Genomic DNA, 17,216 nt, shown 5'->3' on the forward strand with positions numbered 1-17,216 from the left:
GGGCTGGGGGGAGCTGGACTACGCGCACTACGTCACCGTGTTCCCGGGCGAGCGGTTTTGTGTGCTGCTGGACAACGCCCACAACCTGCCCCTGCACCTTGCGGTGGAGCTGGGCGTGCCGGTGGCACTGATCGTTTGTGCCGCGGTGGTGGTGTGGGTGCTGCGCGAAAAGCCCTGGCGCGAGACCGATCCGGCGCGGCAACTGGCCTGGGGCGTGCTGGCGCTGGTGGGGCTACACAGCCTGCTGGAGTTTCCGCTGTGGTACGGGCCGTTTCAGCTGGTCACGGTGCTGGCCGTTGCGTTGCTGTGGCGCTGGCAGCTGCCCGGCTGGGCAAGCTCGCTGGGCGCGCGCCGGGGTGCGGCCGCCATCATCGTGGCCGCGCTGGCAGCAGAGGCCTACGTGGGCTGGGATTTTTATCGCGTCGGCCAGCTGTACAAACCGCTCGCCGACCGGCCGCTGTCCCTGCGCCAGGACACCGTTCGCAAGGTGGGTAACACCCCCTTCTTCACCGATCAGGTCGATTTTGCGCTGCTGACCACCATCGAGCTGTCACCCAGCAATGCGGGCCAAGTCTTTGGGGTGGCCAACAAGCTGCTGCACTTCTCGCCCGAACCCCGGGTGATCGAGCCGCTGATCGAAAGCGCCACGATGCTGGGGCTGGACGACGAGGCGGCGTTTCACCTCAAGCGATACCGCGCTGCCTACCCGGCGGACTATGGGCGGTGGCGGGAGCAGGGTCGGCGGATTTCGTCACACCTCAAGCCCTGACCGGAGGCGCGGCGGACGGCCTCCGCGCATTCAAGCCAGCCGCAGAAACTGGCTTACCAAGGGCAGGTAGTCCGCATAGTTGCCCAGCGCGTGGTCACCTCCCTCCAGTACCACCTGCTTGGCCTGCGGGTAGCGCCCCACCATCTCGCGCCAGTCCAGCACTTCGTCGCCCTTGGCAACGATGGCCAGCTCAGGGGCTGAGGGCGAGCGACCCCGCATGTCCAGGGCCTGCAACTCGTCGATGTACTCCGGCAAAAAATAAAAGCGCTCGTTCGGGTCGTGCCAGCTGGTTTGCTCGCCGATGTAGCGGGCCAAGTCGCGTGCCGGGTCCACGGCGGGGTTGAGCATCACGCTGGGGCAACCCGCGTGCTGCGCCACCCAGCTGGCGTAGAAGCCGCCCAGCGAAGAGCCGATCACGGCCATGCATGGCCGGGGCCAACCGGCAATGCCCTGCGCCACCAGCGCCATGGCGGCCCGCGGCGATGGCGGCAACTGGGGGCACCAGAAGGTCATGGAGGGGTGGTGGGCAGCCATGTAGGCCGCAGTCTGGCGGGCCTTGGACGACGAGGGGGACGAGCGAAAACCGTGCAGGTACAGCAGGTGGGTGGTGGTCATGAGACAGAAAGTGATCGAGGCAGGGGAATCACTGCTTTAACCGGGCTGGCGCAGGCATAAGATGTGCGTACCGGGGCGCCACACCGTGCGGCGCCTGGTTTTGCTACCCGCACCATGACCGATTTTGCCCCGCTTTCCACTGCCAGACGATGGGCGCTCGGATCAGGCGATAAGCCGCCTGCCTCGCTGGGTCGGTTTGAACTCAAGAAGCAGCTGGGCCGGGGCGCCCAGGCCACCGTGTGGCTGGCGCTGGACCCCCGTCTGCAGCGCGAAGTGGCCATCAAGCTCATGCGCCCCATGCAGGACCAGGACCCCTCCGTGCTGGAGCAGTGGCTGCGCGAGGCGCGCCATGTGGGGCGCTTGGCCCACCCCTACATCGTGCCGGTGTTCGAGGCCGACGTGCAGGGCTCGCAGCCCTATATCGTGTTCGAGTACGTGCCAGGCCACACGCTGGCCGAACACTTGGCCCAGCAGGGGCGCTGTACGCCGCATGACGCCGTGGCACTTTTAGTGGATGTGCTTGATGGCTTGCATGCCGCCCACCAGGCGGGCATCGTGCACCGCGATCTCAAGCCGTCCAACATCATGATCGATGCGCACCGGCACGCCCGGGTGATGGACTTTGGCATGGCGGCCCCCGTGCAGGCAGCGCCCGATGCCCAGCTGGCCAGCGGCACGCCCGCCTACATGGCACCGGAGGCGGCGGCGGGCGCTGCGCCCACCCCGGGGATGGACGTGTATTCCGCTGGCTTGGTGCTCATCGAGACGCTGACGGGGCGCCCCCTCATCCACCAAAAAGACACCTGGCAGGCGCTGTACCGCATTGCCAACGAAAACCTGGCGCTGCCCGCCGACCTGGGGCCGGGCGTGGACGACGGCCTGCGCGCCATCCTGCAGCGGGCCATGGCACGCGACCCCGCGCAGCGCTACGCCACGGCGGCGGACTTTCGGGATGCGTTGCGCGCCTGGGCGGCTCCGGCCAGTGCGCCATCGGCCGCCAGCAATGCCACGCTGGACTTTTTGCTGCGGCGCATGCGCCACAAGAGCGACTTCCCGGCCTTGTCGGACTCGGTGGCGCGCATCCAGCGGGTGGCCAATTCGGAAGACGACAGCATCAGCGACCTGACCCACGAAATCCTGAAAGACGTGGCGCTCACCAACAAGCTGCTGCGCCTGGTCAACAGCGTGCATTACGCCCACGCCAGCCGGGGCACCATCAGCACCGTGTCGCGCGCGGTGAGCCTGGTGGGCTTCAATGCAGTGCGGAACATGGCGCTGAGCCTGGTGTTGCTGGACCACATGCAGGACAAGGCCCATGCCAGCCAGATGCGCGAGGAATTTTTGCGCGCCATGATGGCGGGCTCGGTCGCGGCCGAACTGTGCACCACCGGTCAGGCGGCCGAAGAGGCCTTCATCGGCGCGATGTTCCAGAACCTGGGGCGCATGCTGTGCGAGTTCTACTTTCCTGAAGAGGCCCGGCAGGTGCGCAGCCTGGTGGCCTCGGGGCGCATGGAGGGCGGGGAAGAGGCTGCGTCAGTACAGGTGCTGGGCCTGGGGTTTGAGGATCTGGGAGTGGGCGTGGCGCGCGTCTGGGGTCTGCCCGAAAGCCTGCAGCGCTGCATGCGCAAGCCGCTGGGCTCACCCATGCAGCGCGCGCCCGAGCAGGGGGTGGAGCGCCTGCGCTGGGCGGCCATGGCGGCCAACGAGGTCGCCAGCGCCTTGCTGTTCTGCGAACCTGCTCAGCTGGAGGGGCAGCTCGGCCAAGTGGGCACGCGCTACGCACGCACGCTGGCGCTGTCGGCCGAGGCCATTGCCGAAGCCACCCTGCGTGCGCGCCACAAGCTGGTGGCACTGGCCGAGGCGCTGGACCTGCGCGTGGCACCGGACACACCAGCCGCCCGCCTGCTCAAGCTGCCGTCGGCTGCGGGTGCGTCTGTGGCCCCCGATGACGCGCTGGGCGCCCACGAGTTGCGCGTGAACGAAACCCAGCCCCTGCCTGCCGTGCTGAAGTCCCAGGCCGGAGGGGCGGTGTCGGTGGCGCAGGTCAATGAGGTGCTGGCGGCAGGCATTCAGGACATCACCAACGCCATGGTCGAGAGTTTTCAGCTCAACGACGTACTGCGCATGATCCTGGAGACCATGTTCCGCGCGCTGGGTTTCCGTCGCATGGTGTTTTGCCTGCGCGAGGCCCGCACCGACATGTTGACCGGCCGCTTTGGCCTGGGGGAGGGCAGCGAGGTGGCCGTGCGGGCCCTCAAGGTACCCCTCAAGGCCCAGAGCGACCTGTTTGCCGCCGTGTGCCTGCGCGGTGCAGACACCCTGATCAACGACGCTACCGAGCCCCGCATGCAGGCGCGGCTGCCCGAGTGGTACCGCAAGGGCGTCAATGCACCGTCGTTCCTGCTGCTGCCGCTGCAAATTAGGGGGCAGCCCTTTGCCCTCATCTATGCCGATCAGGCCACACCGGGGGGCATTGTGGTGGATGACAAGGCCCTGGGCCTGCTGCGCACCCTGCGCAACCAGGCCGTGATGGCCTTCCGGCAGGCAGGGTAGTGCCGCTGTTGGCGATCTCTCTGCCGGGGCGTTGGCTGCTCTGACGCCCGGCATCCCCCCGATAATCGGGGAATGGCCGTCGTTTTTGAAAAGCCCACGCTCGTCCAGCGTCTGGCACCCCTGTTCCGGGGCTTTGACCTTCCCCTCCTGTTGCTGGTGCTGATGCTGGCCAGCGCGGGGTTGCTGGCCATGTATTCGTCGGGTTATGACCACGGCACGCGGTTTGTGGACCACGGGCGCAACATGCTGATTGCAGGAGCCATCCTGTTCATGGTGGCCCAGGTGCCCCCCCAGAAAATCATGGCGTGCGCTGTGCCGCTGTACCTGACCGGGGTGGCCCTGCTGGTGGCGGTGGCGCTGTTTGGCATCACCAAAAAAGGGGCCACGCGCTGGATCAACGTGGGTATCGTGATCCAGCCCAGCGAAATCCTCAAGATCGCCATGCCACTGATGCTGGCTTGGTGGTTCCAGAAGCGCGAGGGCACGCTGCGTCCCTTGGACTTTGCGGCGGCGGGCCTGCTGCTGGCGGTTCCGGTGGGCCTGGTCATGAAGCAGCCTGACCTCGGTACCTCGCTGCTGGTGCTGGCGGCGGGGCTCTCGGTGATCTTTTTTGCGGGCCTGTCCTGGAAGCTGATCCTGCCCCCGGTGCTGATTGGCGGTGTGGGCATTGCCACCCTGGTGCTGCTGGGCGACCAGCTGTGCGCGGATGGCGTGCGATGGGTGGTGCTGCACGACTACCAGCAGCAGCGCATCTGCACCTTGCTGGACCCCACCCGCGACCCGCTGGGCAAGGGCTTTCACATCATCCAGGGCATGATCGCCATCGGCTCGGGCGGCCTGTGGGGCAAGGGCTTCATGGCGGGTACTCAGACCCACCTGGAGTTCATCCCCGAGCGCACCACCGATTTCATTTTTGCCGCCTATTCGGAAGAGTTTGGACTGGCGGGCAACTTGTTCCTGCTGGTGAGTTTTCTGCTGCTGGTCTGGCGCGGCCTGGCCATTGCCGCAGGCGCTACTACCTTGTTTGGCCGCCTCATGGGGGGCGCGGTATCTATGATCTTTTTCACCTATGCCTTTGTGAACATGGGCATGGTGAGTGGCATCCTGCCGGTGGTGGGCGTCCCCTTGCCCTTCATCAGCTATGGCGGAACCGCCATGGTGACGCTGGGGCTGGCACTGGGCATCCTGATGTCGGTGGCGCGATCCCAGAAGCAGGAAACCAAGGATCCTCTTCCTGCAGCACTGTAGGGCCTTGTGGGCCTGGTTGCCTGGAACATGCCCTCGGGGTACAAACCGGCTGGCCAACCGTGTTTTGGCCGCTCAGCATCCGGAGGGTTTCCCCATGGCGGCGAAGTTCGAGCTCAAGAAGTCGAAAAACGACAAGTTTGTCTTCAACCTGCTGGCCGCCAACGGTCAGGTCATCCTGACCAGCGAGATGTACGAGTCTCGCGCCAGCGCGCTGGGTGGTATCGAGGCGGTGCGCAAGAACGCTCCGAACGATGGCCGTTTTGGCAGGCTCAGTGCCAAGAACGGAGCGCCATATTTCACCTTGAAGGCCGCCAATGGCCAGGTGATTGGCCAAAGCCAGATGTACTCCGGTGCCAAGGCCCGGGACGCGGGCATCGAGTCGGTGCAGGCCCATGCGGCCGAGGCCGGCCTGGATGACCAGACCGCCGCGTAAGGCTGCGAGGCGGCGCTGACGGGGCGCCAGGGGCAAATAGGGACATGTGGGCTCCACACGGGCAGGGGCTGGTCAGGCGCCTAAAATGCTTCGATGACTTTTCGCTCCACCACTGCCGCGCCCCAGCGTGCGGCCACCAGCCAGCGCATTGATGTTGCCCGTGAACTGCTGCTGACCCCTTTTGGCCTGGACGAAGGCCACCTCGCCCGCGCACTGGCCGAGATCCGCACCCACCAGGTGGACGATGCGGACCTGTACTTCCAGTACACCCGCAGTGAAGGCTGGAGCCTGGAAGAGGGCATCGTCAAGACAGGCTCCTTCAGCATCGACCAGGGCGTGGGGGTGCGTGCTGTCAGTGGCGAGAAGACGGCCTTTGCCTATTCGGACGACATCTCCGAGGCATCGCTGCTGGACGCAGCGCGCACCGTACGGTCTATTTCGTCTATAGCGAACGCAGGCAAAGTGCGGGTAGCTCCTAAAAAGGTAGCATCCAGCCGCAGCCTGTACCCGGGCGTGGACCCGATTGCTTCGCTGGACAGCACGGCCAAGGTGGCGCTGCTGGAGCGGCTGGAGCAGCGCGCCCGGGCCAAGGACCCGCGCGTGGCGCAGGTGATGGCGGGGCTGGCCAGTGAATATGACGTGGTGTTGGTGGCGCGCGCCGATGGCACTCTGGCGGCCGATGTACGACCGCTCGTGCGGCTGTCGGTCACGGTGATTGCCGAGCAGAACGGCCGACGTGAGATGGGCTCTGCTGGCGGCGGTGGCCGTTTTGGTCTCGCCTACTTCGACGACGAGCAAATGGGTAAGTACGTTGACGAGGCCGTGAACGCGGCCCTGGTCAACCTGGAATCGCGTCCCGCTCCAGCGGGGGAGATGACCGTGGTGCTGGGCTCAGGCTGGCCGGGCATCTTGCTTCACGAGGCCATCGGCCACGGGCTGGAAGGCGACTTCAACCGCAAGGGCTCCAGCGCGTTCAGCGGCCGCATTGGCCAGCGCGTGGCTGCCAAGGGTGTCACTGTGCTGGACGACGGCACCATTGCCGACCGCCGAGGTTCGCTGAACGTGGACGACGAAGGCCATGCCAGCCAGCGCAATGTGCTGATCGAGGATGGCATCTTGAAGGGCTACATCCAGGACTCGCTGAACGCACGCCTGATGGGTGTGGAACCCACCGGCAACGGCCGCCGCGAGAGCTATGCGCACATCCCCATGCCGCGCATGACCAACACCTACATGCTGGGCGGCGACAAGGACCCGCAAGAGATCATCGCCAGCATCAAGAAGGGCCTGTACGCCAGCAACTTCGGCGGCGGGCAGGTGGACATCACCTCGGGCAAGTTCGTGTTCTCGGCCAGCGAGGCGTACTGGGTGGAAAACGGCAAGATCCAGTACCCCGTCAAGGGCGCCACCATCATCGGCAGCGGCCCGGAGTCGCTCAAGAAAGTGACCATGATCGGCAACGACATGCGCCTGGACAGCGGCGTGGGCACCTGCGGCAAGGAAGGCCAAAGCGTGCCCGTGGGCGTGGGGCAACCCACGCTGCGCATCGAAGGCCTGACGGTGGGCGGTACGGCCTGAGGGTTGCGTTGGCAGCCTGCCGGCAGACCTGGGGTGGTGCGTGACTTCGCGTTTTCGCCCGCTTTTCGGGGCTTGTACTGCGCGTTGGCCAGCGCACAATGGGTGACACCATGCCTGCCACGAGCCCTAGTCAATTGCTGACGCTCCAGTCGTTTGGAGACATCAGCCGCTTTTTGCGCGAGGGCGTTGCCGATGAGGACTCGCGCCAGCTGCGTGACAGCCTTGGTGCCTTGTCCTCGCAGATCGACGAGGCAGTTAGCATCCGCCGCACCAGCACGGACACCACCGAGATCACGCGCCGTGTGGTGACCTTGTCGCACAGCGCGCGTGAACACCAGCTGTTTTTGACTGGCCTGGGCTCAGCGTGGCACGCGCTGTACGAGTTTGGCGCCTACCAGCGTGCACTGCGGGAGCTGCGCAACGCCATTGCAGACTGGCAACTGATGCTGGAGCGGCGCAGCACCAAAGAAAGCGAAAGCTTTGACCAGTTCGAGCTGCTGGCCTGGCGAACCCTGGGCGAAGCGCTGCTGCTCATTGACATGTACGAGCACCAGAGCAATCCTGCGAGCGACTTGCAAGACGTGCAGCCGCCGCGCAAGCCCTCGGCGTTGCAGCGCTTGCGTGCATGGTTTCGGGGGGGGCGCCGGTGAATCGCTCTGGTCTGGCGCTTTTGGGGTAGGTGGATGTCGTGCATTTGCAACATGCCGAGGGTGCTGAACTGCCGCACTCCTGTGCTACATTGCTTTCCATGCAAGTTCGCAGCGCGTTTTATTTTTGGTTTTTTATCTCGGTCCCCGGCGGATGAGAGGAAAACGCGCAAGCACACACAACCTCCCCATACCAACCGCCGACGCTGCAAAGCCCGGCGGTTTTTGTTTTTCAGCCCTCCCGTTTTTCCATCCACTCCAACCGACTCCACGAGGAAGCAACCATGACGGCCACTACCAATCCCACCAGCGATGCCTGGTACCGCAGCGTCGAGAAAACCAGCCAGACCGACGACGAACGTATCAAGGACATCACCGTGTTGCCTCCTCCCGAGCATCTGATCCGCTTCTTCCCGATCGGCGGCACGCCGGTCGAGACGCTGATCACCCAGACCCGCAAGAACATTCACAACATCATGGCGGGCAAGGACGACCGCCTGCTGGTGGTGATTGGCCCTTGCTCTATCCACGATCCCGCCGCCGCTGTCGAGTACGCCCGCCGCCTGATGGCCGTGCGCACCCAGTACGCTGACACACTCGAAATCGTGATGCGCGTGTACTTCGAAAAGCCACGCACCACCGTGGGCTGGAAGGGGCTCATCAATGACCCTTACCTGGACGAAAGCTACCGCATCGACGAAGGGCTGCGCATTGCGCGCCAGCTGCTCATCGAGATCAACCGCCTGGGCATGCCTGCCGGCAGCGAGTTCCTGGACGTGATTTCGCCCCAGTACATCGGCGACCTGATCAGCTGGGGCGCGATTGGCGCGCGCACCACCGAAAGCCAGGTGCATCGCGAGCTGGCCTCCGGCATCTCGGCCCCCATCGGCTTCAAGAATGGCACGGACGGCAACATCCGCATCGCCACCGACGCCATCCAGTCGGCCAGCCGGGGCCACCACTTCCTGTCGGTGCACAAGAACGGCCAGGTCGCCATCGTGAACACCAAGGGCAACAAGGACTGCCATGTGATTTTGCGCGGCGGCAAGACGCCCAACTACGACGCTGCCAGTGTGGCCGCGGCTTGCAAAGACCTCGAAGCCGCCAAGCTGCCCGTCACATTGATGGTGGACTGCAGCCATGCCAACAGCAGCAAGCAGCACGAAAAGCAGCTGGACGTGGCCCGCGATGTGGCGGCCCAGGTGGCGGGCGGTTCGCGCAGCGTGTTCGGCCTGATGATCGAAAGCCACCTGACGGCAGGCGCCCAGAAGTTCACACCCGGCAAGGACGATCCTTCGGCACTCGAATACGGCAAGAGCATCACCGACGCCTGCCTGGGCTGGGACGCTTCGCTGCAGGCGCTGGCTGAGCTGTCGGACGCCGTCAAGGCACGCCGTGTCCGCTGATCGCTGGCTTCATTGCAAGGTCTAAACTGGGGGCGCTTGCTGCGCGCACTTTGCGTGCAGCAGCGGTCACCAGTCACCGCAACAACACAGAAAGGCGATCCATCATGCACAGCGAAGTGTCGGTCAAGTTGGCCGCGAACCAGGAATACCGTTTTGATCTGGAGGGCGCCGAGCCCATGGCCCATGAGGCGGGGCGGCGCTGGCTCGACGATCAGTTCATCGCGCTGGACTGCGAGCCTCTGCGCGCCAGCGGCAAGGTGCTGCTGGCCGACAAGGTGCTGACCGTGGCCCGCGCCGCCGGTGTGGCGCTGATGCAAGACCCCACCTGGTCCCGCGACTTTGCGCGTGCCGCTAGCGCCGCACTCGCCAAGCCCATCGTGCGGGTGGACGTGCCAGGCATGGCGGTCACGTTTTGAACGCCATTTGATAAAAATTGGCTGCTAGCGATAGTGGAATATGCGCCAGCAGCTATTATTTTTGTAGTGCCTGCAGCAGCTTGGCGTGGATGCCGCCAAAGCCGCCATTGCTCAGGCACACCACATGGTCGCCCGGGCGTGCGGCCTGGGTGACCTGGGCCACCAGCGTATCGATGTCCGGGGCCGTCTGCGCGCGCTGGCCGGGTCCGACGCCCAGCGGTGCCAGCGCCTGCGCAGCATCCCAGTCCAGACCCGCCGTGTGGCAAAAGGCCAGATCGGCGGGCTCCAGCGCCCAGGGCAATTGGCTTTTCATCGCGCCCAGCTTCATGGTGTTGCTGCGGGGCTCGAACACCGCCAGGATGCGTGCGCCGGCGCCTAAAGTGCGGCGCAGGCCGTCCAGCGTGGTGCGCAAGGCGGTAGGGTGGTGGGCAAAGTCGTCGTAGACGGCCACGCCGCCCACCGTGCCACGCAATTCCATGCGCCGCTTGACGTTCTGAAAACTGTTCAGAGCGGCCGCGGCCTGTGCGGGCGCCACGCCCACGTGGTGGGCCGCCGCGATGGCCGCCAGCGCATTGAGCTGGTTGTGCACGCCGGTCAGTGTCCATTCCACGCGCGCCACGGTTTGCCCTTGGTGCACCACGTCAAAAGCCTGCGGGTCACCCACGGCGTGAAAGTCGCTGACGGCAGCGCCAAAGCTGGTCATCTCGCTCCAGCAGCCGGTGTGTAGCACGCGGGCCAGGCTTTCTTCCAGTCCATTGACTACCACGCGCCCCGACGGAGGAACCGTGCGCACCAGATGGTGGAACTGGCGCTCGATGGCCGCTAGGTCGTCAAAGATGTCTGCGTGGTCGAACTCCAGGTTGTTCAGCACGGCGGTGCGGGGCCGGTAGTGCACGAACTTGCTGCGCTTGTCGAAAAAGGCGGTGTCGTATTCGTCGGCCTCGATCACGAACAGCGGTGCGGCGCCGAGCGGCGTGGCGGCTGGCGCGGGGCGCTGCGCAGCGCCCAGGCGTGCGGACACGCCAAAGTTCAGCGGCACGCCGCCGATCAGAAAGCCCGGTTGCTGCCCGGAAGACTCCAGAATCCACGCCAGCATCGATGTGGTGGTGGTCTTGCCATGGGTCCCAGCCACGGCCAGCACATGGCGGCCCTGCAACACGTGCTCGGCCAGCCATTGGGGCCCGCTGGTGTAGGGCAGTCCGGCGTCCAGAATGGCTTCCATCAGCGGAAACTTGGGGGACCCATCGGCCAGCCTAGCGCGGCTCACGACGTTGCCCACCACAAACATGTCGGGCTGGAGCGCGAGCTGGTCGGCGCCGAAGCCTTCGATCAGGTCGATGCCCAACGCGCGGAGCTGGTCGCTCATTGGGGGATAGACCCCGGCGTCGCAGCCCGTCACTTTGTGGCCCGCCTCGCGCGCAAGGGCCGCCAAGCCTCCCATGAACGTGCCGCAGATGCCCAGTATGTGTATATGCATGGGCGCTGATTCTAAAGCCGGGGTTCTGCGCACTGTTCAAAGCAAAAGTGGCAGCTGGCGCCTGTTCCATCTGCCTGAGCTGCTCTCAAAACAATAGTCTTTCGAGGTGGCGGTTGTCGGGGTTGCCAGGGGTGTCTGAGGGGCATCGCCCGTGCTGTCATGGCTTCGCGCCACAATGCAGGGTCCTTAGTTGCCTCTGTCTGCCATGCACACACCTTTGAGCGAAGAAATCGCCCACACCACGGCCCGCCTGGTGGTGGAAGAAGGGCTGGAATGGGGCCCCGCCAAGCGCCGTGCGCTGCGGCAGATGGGTTTGCCGGCCCGTACCCCGCTGCCGGACAACGACCTGGTGGAAGAGGCTGTGCGCGAGTACATCCAGCTCTTCTGTGCTGACACCCAGCCGCGCGAGTTGCGGGCGCTGCGCCAGCTGGCCCTGGTGTGGATGGAGCGCATGGCGGCTTTCCGGCCGCATCTGGCGGGTGCGGTGTGGCACGGAACGGCCACACGTCTGTCGGATATTTACCTGCAGTTGTTCTGCGATGACCCCAAATCGGCAGAGATCGCTCTGATCGATCATCATGTGGACTACGAACCCCGCACGGTCACTGGTTTCCACGGTGAATCGGTGGAGGCATTGAGTCTTGGCAGCAAATTGCCTGAACTCAACGAAATGATCGGCGTGCACCTGCTGATTTACGACCTTGACGACATGCGGGGTGCGCTCCGGCCCGACAGCAAGGGCCGAACCCCGCGTGGTGACATTACGGCAGTGCGCCGCTTGCTTCAAGAAAACACGACCCCATGACCCAGCCTGCTGAATCCCCCGAACCTGTGACTCCTGGCGACGTTGCGCCCACTGCCGCTCGCAGGCGCTTTTTGTATGCCGGGGTGGCTGGTGCCGCCGCTTTGGGGGGCGCAGGCCTGGCGTGGTGGAAGTTTCAGCCCCACGCCGTGGAGCAAGGGGCCGAGCAGGCGCTGTGGGACCTGGAGTTTGAAACACCTGCCGGGAGTACCTTGGCCATGAAGTCATTGGCAGGCAAGCCGTTGCTGCTCAATTTCTGGGCCACCTGGTGCCCGCCTTGTGTGGAAGAGTTGCCCATGCTCAACGCCTTCTATCGCGAACAATCTGCCAAAGGCTGGCAAGTGCTGGGTTTGGCCATTGACCAGCCGTCAGCGGTACGCAAGTTTCTGACGCGTATCCCGCTGGATTTCCCTGTGGGACTGGCGGGACTGGGTGGCACGGATCTGGGCCGGTCGCTGGGCAACCTGACGGGAGGCCTGCCTTTCACCGTGGTCCTTGGTGGGGAGGGAAAGGTGCTGCATCGTAAAATGGGGCAAGTGACCACCCAGGACTTGCAGCTTTGGGCAGGTATGGGCTGAGGGTTCGCGTCGAAAAGCAGCCCCCTTTCAGACCTTCTGGGTGCGTCTTTCTCTCTGGGAGATGGCAATTCCCATGCCGAAGTTCATGAAAAATGGGTGTGGAAGACTGCGATAGGGTGAAATTGGAGTAAATTCGCGCCCTATTCAGTTTTATAGCCGTTGGAGCTTCCATGGATCTGCGAAAACTCAAAACCCTCATCGATCTCGTGTCCGAGTCGAACGTGTCCGAACTCGAAATTACCGAGGCCGAGGGCAAAGTCCGCATCGTCAAGAGCGGTGGTGCCGTGGTTCAGCAGTATGTGCCCGCCCCGGTTGCAGCTCCTGCCGCTGCGCCTGCTGCCGCGCCGGTAGCGGAATTGCCCGCACCCCCTGCGGCCGCCGCACCCACCGGCCACATCGTCAAGTCGCCCATGGTGGGCACCTTCTACCGCTCGTCCAGCCCTGGCGCCAAGGCTTTTGTCGAAGTGGGCAGCCAGGTCAAGGAAGGCGAGACCATCTGCATCATCGAGGCCATGAAGATCCTCAACGAGATCGAAGCCGACAAGTCGGGCACCGTCACCCGCATCCTGGGCGAGAACGGCCAAGCCGTGGAATACGGACAGCCGCTGTTCGTCATCGAATAAGGCGCTCATGTTCAAGAAGATTCTTGTTGCGAATCGCGGAGAGATTGCTCTCCGTATCCAGCGCGCTTGCCATGAGCTGGGCGTGAAGGCCGTCATGGTCTATTCCGAGGCCGACCGCGACGCCAAGTATGTCAAGCTGGCCGAAGAGGCCGTTTGCATCGGCCCAGCGCCTTCGCCGCTGTCCTACCTCAACATGCCCGCCATCATCTCGGCGGCCGAGGTGACCGACGCCGAGGCCATTCACCCCGGCTATGGCTTCCTGTCCGAGAACGCCGACTTTGCCGAGCGCGTCGAAAAGAGTGGTTTTCAGTTCATCGGCCCCACGCCCGAGTCGATCCGTATCATGGGCGACAAGGTGTCCGCCAAGCAGGCCATGATCCGCGCGGGCGTGCCCTGCGTGCCGGGTTCTGAGGGCGAGTTGCCCGACGACCCGGTGCAGATCCGCCGCATCGCCAAGGCCGTGGGCTACCCGGTGATCATCAAGGCCGCAGGCGGCGGCGGTGGCCGTGGCATGCGCGTGGTCCACACCGAGGCCGCACTGGTCAATGCCGTGCAGATGACCAAGGCCGAGGCGGGTGCCGCGTTTGGCAATCCTGCGGTGTATATGGAGAAGTTCCTCCAGAACCCGCGCCACATCGAAATCCAGATCCTGGCCGACAAGCACCGCAATGCGGTGTATTTGGGCGAGCGCGACTGCTCCATGCAACGCCGCCACCAGAAGGTCATCGAAGAGGCTCCAGCCCCCGGCATCCCCCGCAAACTGATCGAGAAGATCGGCGAGCGCTGCGTGGCCGCGTGCAAGAAGATCGGCTACCGGGGTGCGGGCACGTTCGAGTTCCTGTACGAAAACGGCGAGTTCTACTTCATCGAGATGAACACCCGTGTGCAAGTGGAACACCCCGTCACCGAGTGGATCACCGGCGTGGACATCGTGAAGACGCAGATCATGGTCGCGGCGGGCGAGAAGCTGCCGTTCACCCAGCGCCAGATCGAAATCCGTGGCCACGCCATCGAGTGCCGGGTGAACGCGGAAGACCCGTACAAGTTCATCCCTTCGCCCGGGCGCATTACCACCTGGCATCCACCAGGTGGCCCCGGCGTGCGCGTGGACTCGCATGCCTACACCAACTACTTCGTGCCACCCAACTACGACTCGATGATCGGCAAGATCATCGTGCACGGCGACACGCGCGAGCAGGCGCTGGCCCGCATGCGCACTGCCCTGTCCGAGACGGTGATCGAAGGCATCAACACCAATGTGCCGCTGCACCGCGAGCTGATGGTGGACGCCAAGTTCATGGCGGGCGGCACCAACATCCACTACCTGGAAGAGTGGCTGTCGCAGCACAAACGCTGAGCTGGCACGCAGCAGGTCATTCACATGCTGGCTCCTGGCAACGGGTGCCAGCATTTCACTTTTTCTGAGAGATGCCTATGTTTGAGCTGAGTCTGATGTGCCCCGAGGACCGGATTGAAGCGGTCAGCGATGCGCTGGACGCGCTGGATGCGCTGTCCGTGTCGGTAGAAGACGCCGATGCCCAGACCGACGCTGAACAGGCGCTGTTTGGCGAGCCTGGCATGCCTCCGCCCAAGGATGGCTGGCAACGCAGCCGCGTGGTGGCCTTGTTCCCCTCCGAGGTGGCAGCCCGTGAAGCGCAGCAGTTGCTGGTGGTGCAGGACTTTTTTGTGGGCTGCCAGGTGCTGGGTGTCACCCAGGTGCCCGAGCAGGACTGGGTGCGGCTGACGCAGTCGCAATTTGCGCCGGTGGACATCACCCCGGATTTCTGGATCGTGCCTACCTGGCATGAGTTGCCCGCCCAGGCAGTGCGGAGCATCCGGCTGGACCCCGGCTTGGCGTTTGGCACGGGCACCCACCCCACCACCCGCATGTGTCTGCGCTGGATTGCGCGCCATGGTGCAACGCAACCTGAGCAGGGCAACCTGCTGGGGCGCGTGCTGGACTACGGGTGTGGCTCCGGCATCCTCGCCATCGGTGCTGCCAAGTTCGGTGCCACGGACATTGATGCGGTGGATATCGACCCGGCTGCCGTGGAGTCCACGGTGCAAAATGCCCAGGCCAATCAGGTCACGCTGAAAGCGGGCCTGCCCGACAAGGCGCAAGGCGAATACCAGACCGTGCTGGCCAATATCCTGGCCACTCCGTTGCGTGTATTGGCCCCACTGCTGTGCAGCTATGTGGCTGTGGGTGGGAATCTGGTTTTGGCAGGCATTCTGGAGCGCCAGGCGGATGAGCTCAAGGAGACCTACGCGCCCTGGCTGCCGCTGGAAGTGGCGGATGCCGAAGATGGCTGGATCTTGATGACTGCGCGCCGCTAAAGGTGCGCGAGGGCCGTTCTGGCAGCCGTGGCATGGCCTCTACAATCGCTCGCTGATGAGCCAGATCACCCGCTGCCCGTCCTGCGCTACCACCTTCAAGGTTGTGGCGGACCAATTGCGCATCTCTGAAGGATGGGTGCGCTGCGGCCAATGCAAGGAGGTATTCGATGCCTCGGCCCATTTGCTGCCTGTGGCACCGGCTGCGCTACTGCCCGATGTATCGCTCACGGACCTGCGCGCACCCACTGCGCCCATAGCGCGCAAGCCGGATGCACTGGGAGCCTGGGGTGGAGGCAAGTCGCCCACCGGTACCCCGCCTGCCCCGCAGGATGTGGACAAGGCAGGCACTCCCGCCATCCGCAGTGCTTCAACCTCCGCCACCGAGGTTGCCGCAACCGCCGCCATGGACGCATTTCCGTATGGCATGGACAGTGATGTACCTGCTGCTCCGGTGCTCGATATTCCCAGTCCTGCGGTACCTGCTTTTCTTACTGCCGCGGCTCGCACGGAAGTCTCGTCGGATGTCTTGGGCGAGGAGGTCGCCGCGCCGTTTGCATGGAGAGCCCACAGTGCATCGCGGACTGCGACAGCGGCGGAGGCTGGGGCATCGCCATCCGTCACAGCGCCTGCTGATGCTCCAGAGCCGGTGGTGATACCGGACACGGCGCTCCGCTTGGATGGTCTCTCCCCTGCCGTTCATGTGGCCAGGCAAGAGCATTCCGCCGTCACGATGCCATCCGACGTGGCGCAGGATGTCGCTGATGGACGCGGCAGTTTGTTTGGTGGAGCTGTGCCACCGGTTCCTGCGTCCCCCAGCCTGGCAGGCTATGAACTGCCGTTTGCCGAACTTCGCGATTCCGAGGTAGCGCTGAACGCAACCATGGATGTGGATGCCACAGAGCAGCGCGCGAGTCACTCAGCAGAGCTTGCACAGCCTCCGGTAGCGCCTGTTGCTCTCGCTCCGTCATCCGATACCGGTGCTGGACTTTTAGACGGTGCTCAGAAATCTGAGCCTGCGTCGCCCGTTGCTGTGCCCACCCCGCCTGCGCCCGCGTTGCCTTCTGTGGACTTTGTGTCGAAGGAGGTTGCGCCAGAGGCTCCGGCGATGGAGTTGGTGAAGGACGATTCGCATGCCGCCATCCTGCAGGCGCGCCCCAGACCCGCTGTTGACGACGACGATGAGGCCAACAACCAGGCGTCAGACCCCGAGGTCAGTTTTGTGGTGGCTGCGCGCCGCAAGGCGTTTTGGCGCAAGCCGGTCGTGCGGATGGTTTTGTGGCTGGGGTTCATCGTCTCCTTGCTGGGGCTGGCTTTGCAGATTGCGGTGCAGGAGCGTGACCGCATTGCAGCCCTGGATGTGCGTACCCGGCCCTGGTTGGTGAAACTGTGCGAGCCTTTGCGCTGCGAACTTGCCCCTGTGCGCCAGATTGCCGATGTGGTCATCGACAGTTCTTCTTTCAACAAAGCCCGGGGTGACAGTTACCAACTAGCGCTGACGATGAAGAGCACTGCCACCATTCCACTGGCCATGCCTGCGGTGGAGCTGACCCTGACCGATGCGCAGGATCAGGCCGTATTGCGGCGGGTTCTGCTGCCTACCGACATGGCCGCTCCAGCGGAGCTGCCCGCGAAAGGTGAGTGGGGCACCTCGGTGTCGGTGCTCGTGACCACCGGCGGTGCGCGCGTGGCGGGCTACCGGCTGCTTGCGTTCTATCCCTGATTTTTCTCCCAACA

General features: G+C 64.5%; 16 protein-coding genes. 14 read left to right on the forward strand and 2 right to left on the reverse strand.

Annotated features, from left to right (window positions below):
• Nucleotides 1-769, forward strand: a 769-nt coding sequence (locus AC07X4_RS17090) for a PglL family O-oligosaccharyltransferase (RefSeq protein WP_494740742.1), incomplete at its 5' end; no start/stop codon positions are given.
• Nucleotides 770-799: 30 nt separating this feature from the next.
• Here AC07X4_RS17090 and AC07X4_RS17095 read toward each other — a convergent pair.
• Nucleotides 800-1,384: a YqiA/YcfP family alpha/beta fold hydrolase gene (locus AC07X4_RS17095; RefSeq protein WP_494740743.1), complete on the reverse strand. Its 585-nt coding sequence runs from the start codon at nucleotides 1,382-1,384 to the stop codon at nucleotides 800-802.
• A 114-nt stretch (nucleotides 1,385-1,498) separates the two neighbouring features.
• Here AC07X4_RS17095 and AC07X4_RS17100 point away from each other — a divergent pair, with 114 nt between their 5' ends.
• The 7 genes from AC07X4_RS17100 (at nucleotide 1,499) to AC07X4_RS17130 (ending at nucleotide 9,665) form a co-directional block, all read left to right on the forward strand.
• The gene (locus AC07X4_RS17100; RefSeq protein ID WP_494740744.1) at nucleotides 1,499-3,937 is read left to right on the forward strand and encodes a protein kinase domain-containing protein; all 2,439 of its coding nucleotides are present in this window, start codon (nucleotides 1,499-1,501) and stop codon (nucleotides 3,935-3,937) included.
• Nucleotides 3,938-4,009: 72 nt separating this feature from the next.
• The gene (rodA, locus tag AC07X4_RS17105) at nucleotides 4,010-5,185 is read left to right on the forward strand and encodes a rod shape-determining protein RodA (RefSeq protein WP_436077605.1); all 1,176 of its coding nucleotides are present in this window, start codon (nucleotides 4,010-4,012) and stop codon (nucleotides 5,183-5,185) included.
• 94 nt (nucleotides 5,186-5,279) lie between these two features.
• Nucleotides 5,280-5,618 carry a YegP family protein gene (locus tag AC07X4_RS17110; RefSeq protein WP_056066369.1) on the forward strand — a complete coding sequence of 113 codons (339 nt, stop codon included), beginning with the start codon at nucleotides 5,280-5,282 and terminating at the stop codon, nucleotides 5,616-5,618.
• A gap of 93 nt (nucleotides 5,619-5,711) precedes the next feature.
• Nucleotides 5,712-7,196 (forward strand): metalloprotease TldD, encoded by a 1,485-nt coding sequence (tldD, locus tag AC07X4_RS17115; protein ID WP_494740745.1) that lies wholly within the window; start codon nucleotides 5,712-5,714, stop codon nucleotides 7,194-7,196.
• Between the two features lie 110 nt (nucleotides 7,197-7,306).
• The gene (locus tag AC07X4_RS17120; RefSeq protein ID WP_494740746.1) at nucleotides 7,307-7,846 is read left to right on the forward strand and encodes a hypothetical protein; all 540 of its coding nucleotides are present in this window, start codon (nucleotides 7,307-7,309) and stop codon (nucleotides 7,844-7,846) included.
• Nucleotides 7,847-8,127: 281 nt separating this feature from the next.
• Nucleotides 8,128-9,249 (forward strand): 3-deoxy-7-phosphoheptulonate synthase, encoded by a 1,122-nt coding sequence (locus AC07X4_RS17125; protein ID WP_494740747.1) that lies wholly within the window; start codon nucleotides 8,128-8,130, stop codon nucleotides 9,247-9,249.
• Between the two features lie 104 nt (nucleotides 9,250-9,353).
• Nucleotides 9,354-9,665 carry a hypothetical protein gene (locus AC07X4_RS17130; RefSeq protein ID WP_015015633.1) on the forward strand — a complete coding sequence of 104 codons (312 nt, stop codon included), beginning with the start codon at nucleotides 9,354-9,356 and terminating at the stop codon, nucleotides 9,663-9,665.
• Between the two features lie 55 nt (nucleotides 9,666-9,720).
• On the opposite strand, the gene mpl is transcribed toward AC07X4_RS17130, so the two are convergent.
• Nucleotides 9,721-11,142 (reverse strand): UDP-N-acetylmuramate:L-alanyl-gamma-D-glutamyl-meso-diaminopimelate ligase, encoded by a 1,422-nt coding sequence (gene mpl, locus AC07X4_RS17135; RefSeq protein ID WP_494740748.1) that lies wholly within the window; start codon nucleotides 11,140-11,142, stop codon nucleotides 9,721-9,723.
• A gap of 205 nt (nucleotides 11,143-11,347) precedes the next feature.
• Here mpl and AC07X4_RS17140 point away from each other — a divergent pair, with 205 nt between their 5' ends.
• The 6 genes from AC07X4_RS17140 (at nucleotide 11,348) to AC07X4_RS17165 (ending at nucleotide 17,202) form a co-directional block, all read left to right on the forward strand.
• Nucleotides 11,348-11,947, forward strand: a complete 600-nt coding sequence (locus AC07X4_RS17140; protein ID WP_494740749.1) for a hypothetical protein — start codon at nucleotides 11,348-11,350, stop codon at nucleotides 11,945-11,947.
• Nucleotides 11,944-12,522, forward strand: coding sequence for a TlpA family protein disulfide reductase (locus AC07X4_RS17145; protein ID WP_494740750.1), 579 nt, complete (start codon nucleotides 11,944-11,946; stop codon nucleotides 12,520-12,522). The genes AC07X4_RS17140 and AC07X4_RS17145 overlap by 4 nt, the downstream gene beginning before the upstream one ends.
• Before the next feature lie 170 nt (nucleotides 12,523-12,692).
• Nucleotides 12,693-13,145, forward strand: coding sequence for an acetyl-CoA carboxylase biotin carboxyl carrier protein (gene accB / locus AC07X4_RS17150; protein ID WP_056066347.1), 453 nt, complete (start codon nucleotides 12,693-12,695; stop codon nucleotides 13,143-13,145).
• A 7-nt stretch (nucleotides 13,146-13,152) separates the two neighbouring features.
• Nucleotides 13,153-14,502 (forward strand): acetyl-CoA carboxylase biotin carboxylase subunit, encoded by a 1,350-nt coding sequence (gene accC, locus AC07X4_RS17155; protein WP_056066345.1) that lies wholly within the window; start codon nucleotides 13,153-13,155, stop codon nucleotides 14,500-14,502.
• A 77-nt stretch (nucleotides 14,503-14,579) separates the two neighbouring features.
• Nucleotides 14,580-15,482, forward strand: a complete 903-nt coding sequence (gene prmA, locus AC07X4_RS17160) for a 50S ribosomal protein L11 methyltransferase (RefSeq protein ID WP_494740751.1) — start codon at nucleotides 14,580-14,582, stop codon at nucleotides 15,480-15,482.
• A 55-nt stretch (nucleotides 15,483-15,537) separates the two neighbouring features.
• Nucleotides 15,538-17,202, forward strand: coding sequence for a DUF3426 domain-containing protein (locus AC07X4_RS17165; RefSeq protein WP_494740752.1), 1,665 nt, complete (start codon nucleotides 15,538-15,540; stop codon nucleotides 17,200-17,202).
• The last annotated feature ends 14 nt before the right edge of the window (nucleotides 17,203-17,216 follow it).

The organism is Acidovorax sp. GW460-11-11-14-LB4 (assembly GCF_059423685.1).

Bases quoted from the DNA above. Each gene is read 5' to 3' on its own strand.
- AC07X4_RS17125 (WP_494740747.1), top strand. From the start codon at position 8,128: ATGACGGCCACTACCAATCCCACCAGCGATGCCTGGTACCGCAGCGTC.
- prmA (WP_494740751.1), top strand. From the start codon at position 14,580: ATGTTTGAGCTGAGTCTGATGTGCCCCGAGGACCGGATTGAAGCGGTC.
- AC07X4_RS17130 (WP_015015633.1), top strand. From the start codon at position 9,354: ATGCACAGCGAAGTGTCGGTCAAGTTGGCCGCGAACCAGGAATACCGT.
- accC (WP_056066345.1), top strand. From the start codon at position 13,153: ATGTTCAAGAAGATTCTTGTTGCGAATCGCGGAGAGATTGCTCTCCGT.
- mpl (WP_494740748.1), bottom strand. From the start codon at position 11,142: ATGCATATACACATACTGGGCATCTGCGGCACGTTCATGGGAGGCTTG.
- accB (WP_056066347.1), top strand. From the start codon at position 12,693: ATGGATCTGCGAAAACTCAAAACCCTCATCGATCTCGTGTCCGAGTCG.
- AC07X4_RS17095 (WP_494740743.1), bottom strand. From the start codon at position 1,384: ATGACCACCACCCACCTGCTGTACCTGCACGGTTTTCGCTCGTCCCCC.
- tldD (WP_494740745.1), top strand. From the start codon at position 5,712: ATGACTTTTCGCTCCACCACTGCCGCGCCCCAGCGTGCGGCCACCAGC.
- AC07X4_RS17145 (WP_494740750.1), top strand. From the start codon at position 11,944: ATGACCCAGCCTGCTGAATCCCCCGAACCTGTGACTCCTGGCGACGTT.
- AC07X4_RS17100 (WP_494740744.1), top strand. From the start codon at position 1,499: ATGACCGATTTTGCCCCGCTTTCCACTGCCAGACGATGGGCGCTCGGA.
- AC07X4_RS17165 (WP_494740752.1), top strand. From the start codon at position 15,538: ATGAGCCAGATCACCCGCTGCCCGTCCTGCGCTACCACCTTCAAGGTT.
- AC07X4_RS17110 (WP_056066369.1), top strand. From the start codon at position 5,280: ATGGCGGCGAAGTTCGAGCTCAAGAAGTCGAAAAACGACAAGTTTGTC.
- AC07X4_RS17120 (WP_494740746.1), top strand. From the start codon at position 7,307: ATGCCTGCCACGAGCCCTAGTCAATTGCTGACGCTCCAGTCGTTTGGA.
- rodA (WP_436077605.1), top strand. From the start codon at position 4,010: ATGGCCGTCGTTTTTGAAAAGCCCACGCTCGTCCAGCGTCTGGCACCC.
- AC07X4_RS17140 (WP_494740749.1), top strand. From the start codon at position 11,348: ATGCACACACCTTTGAGCGAAGAAATCGCCCACACCACGGCCCGCCTG.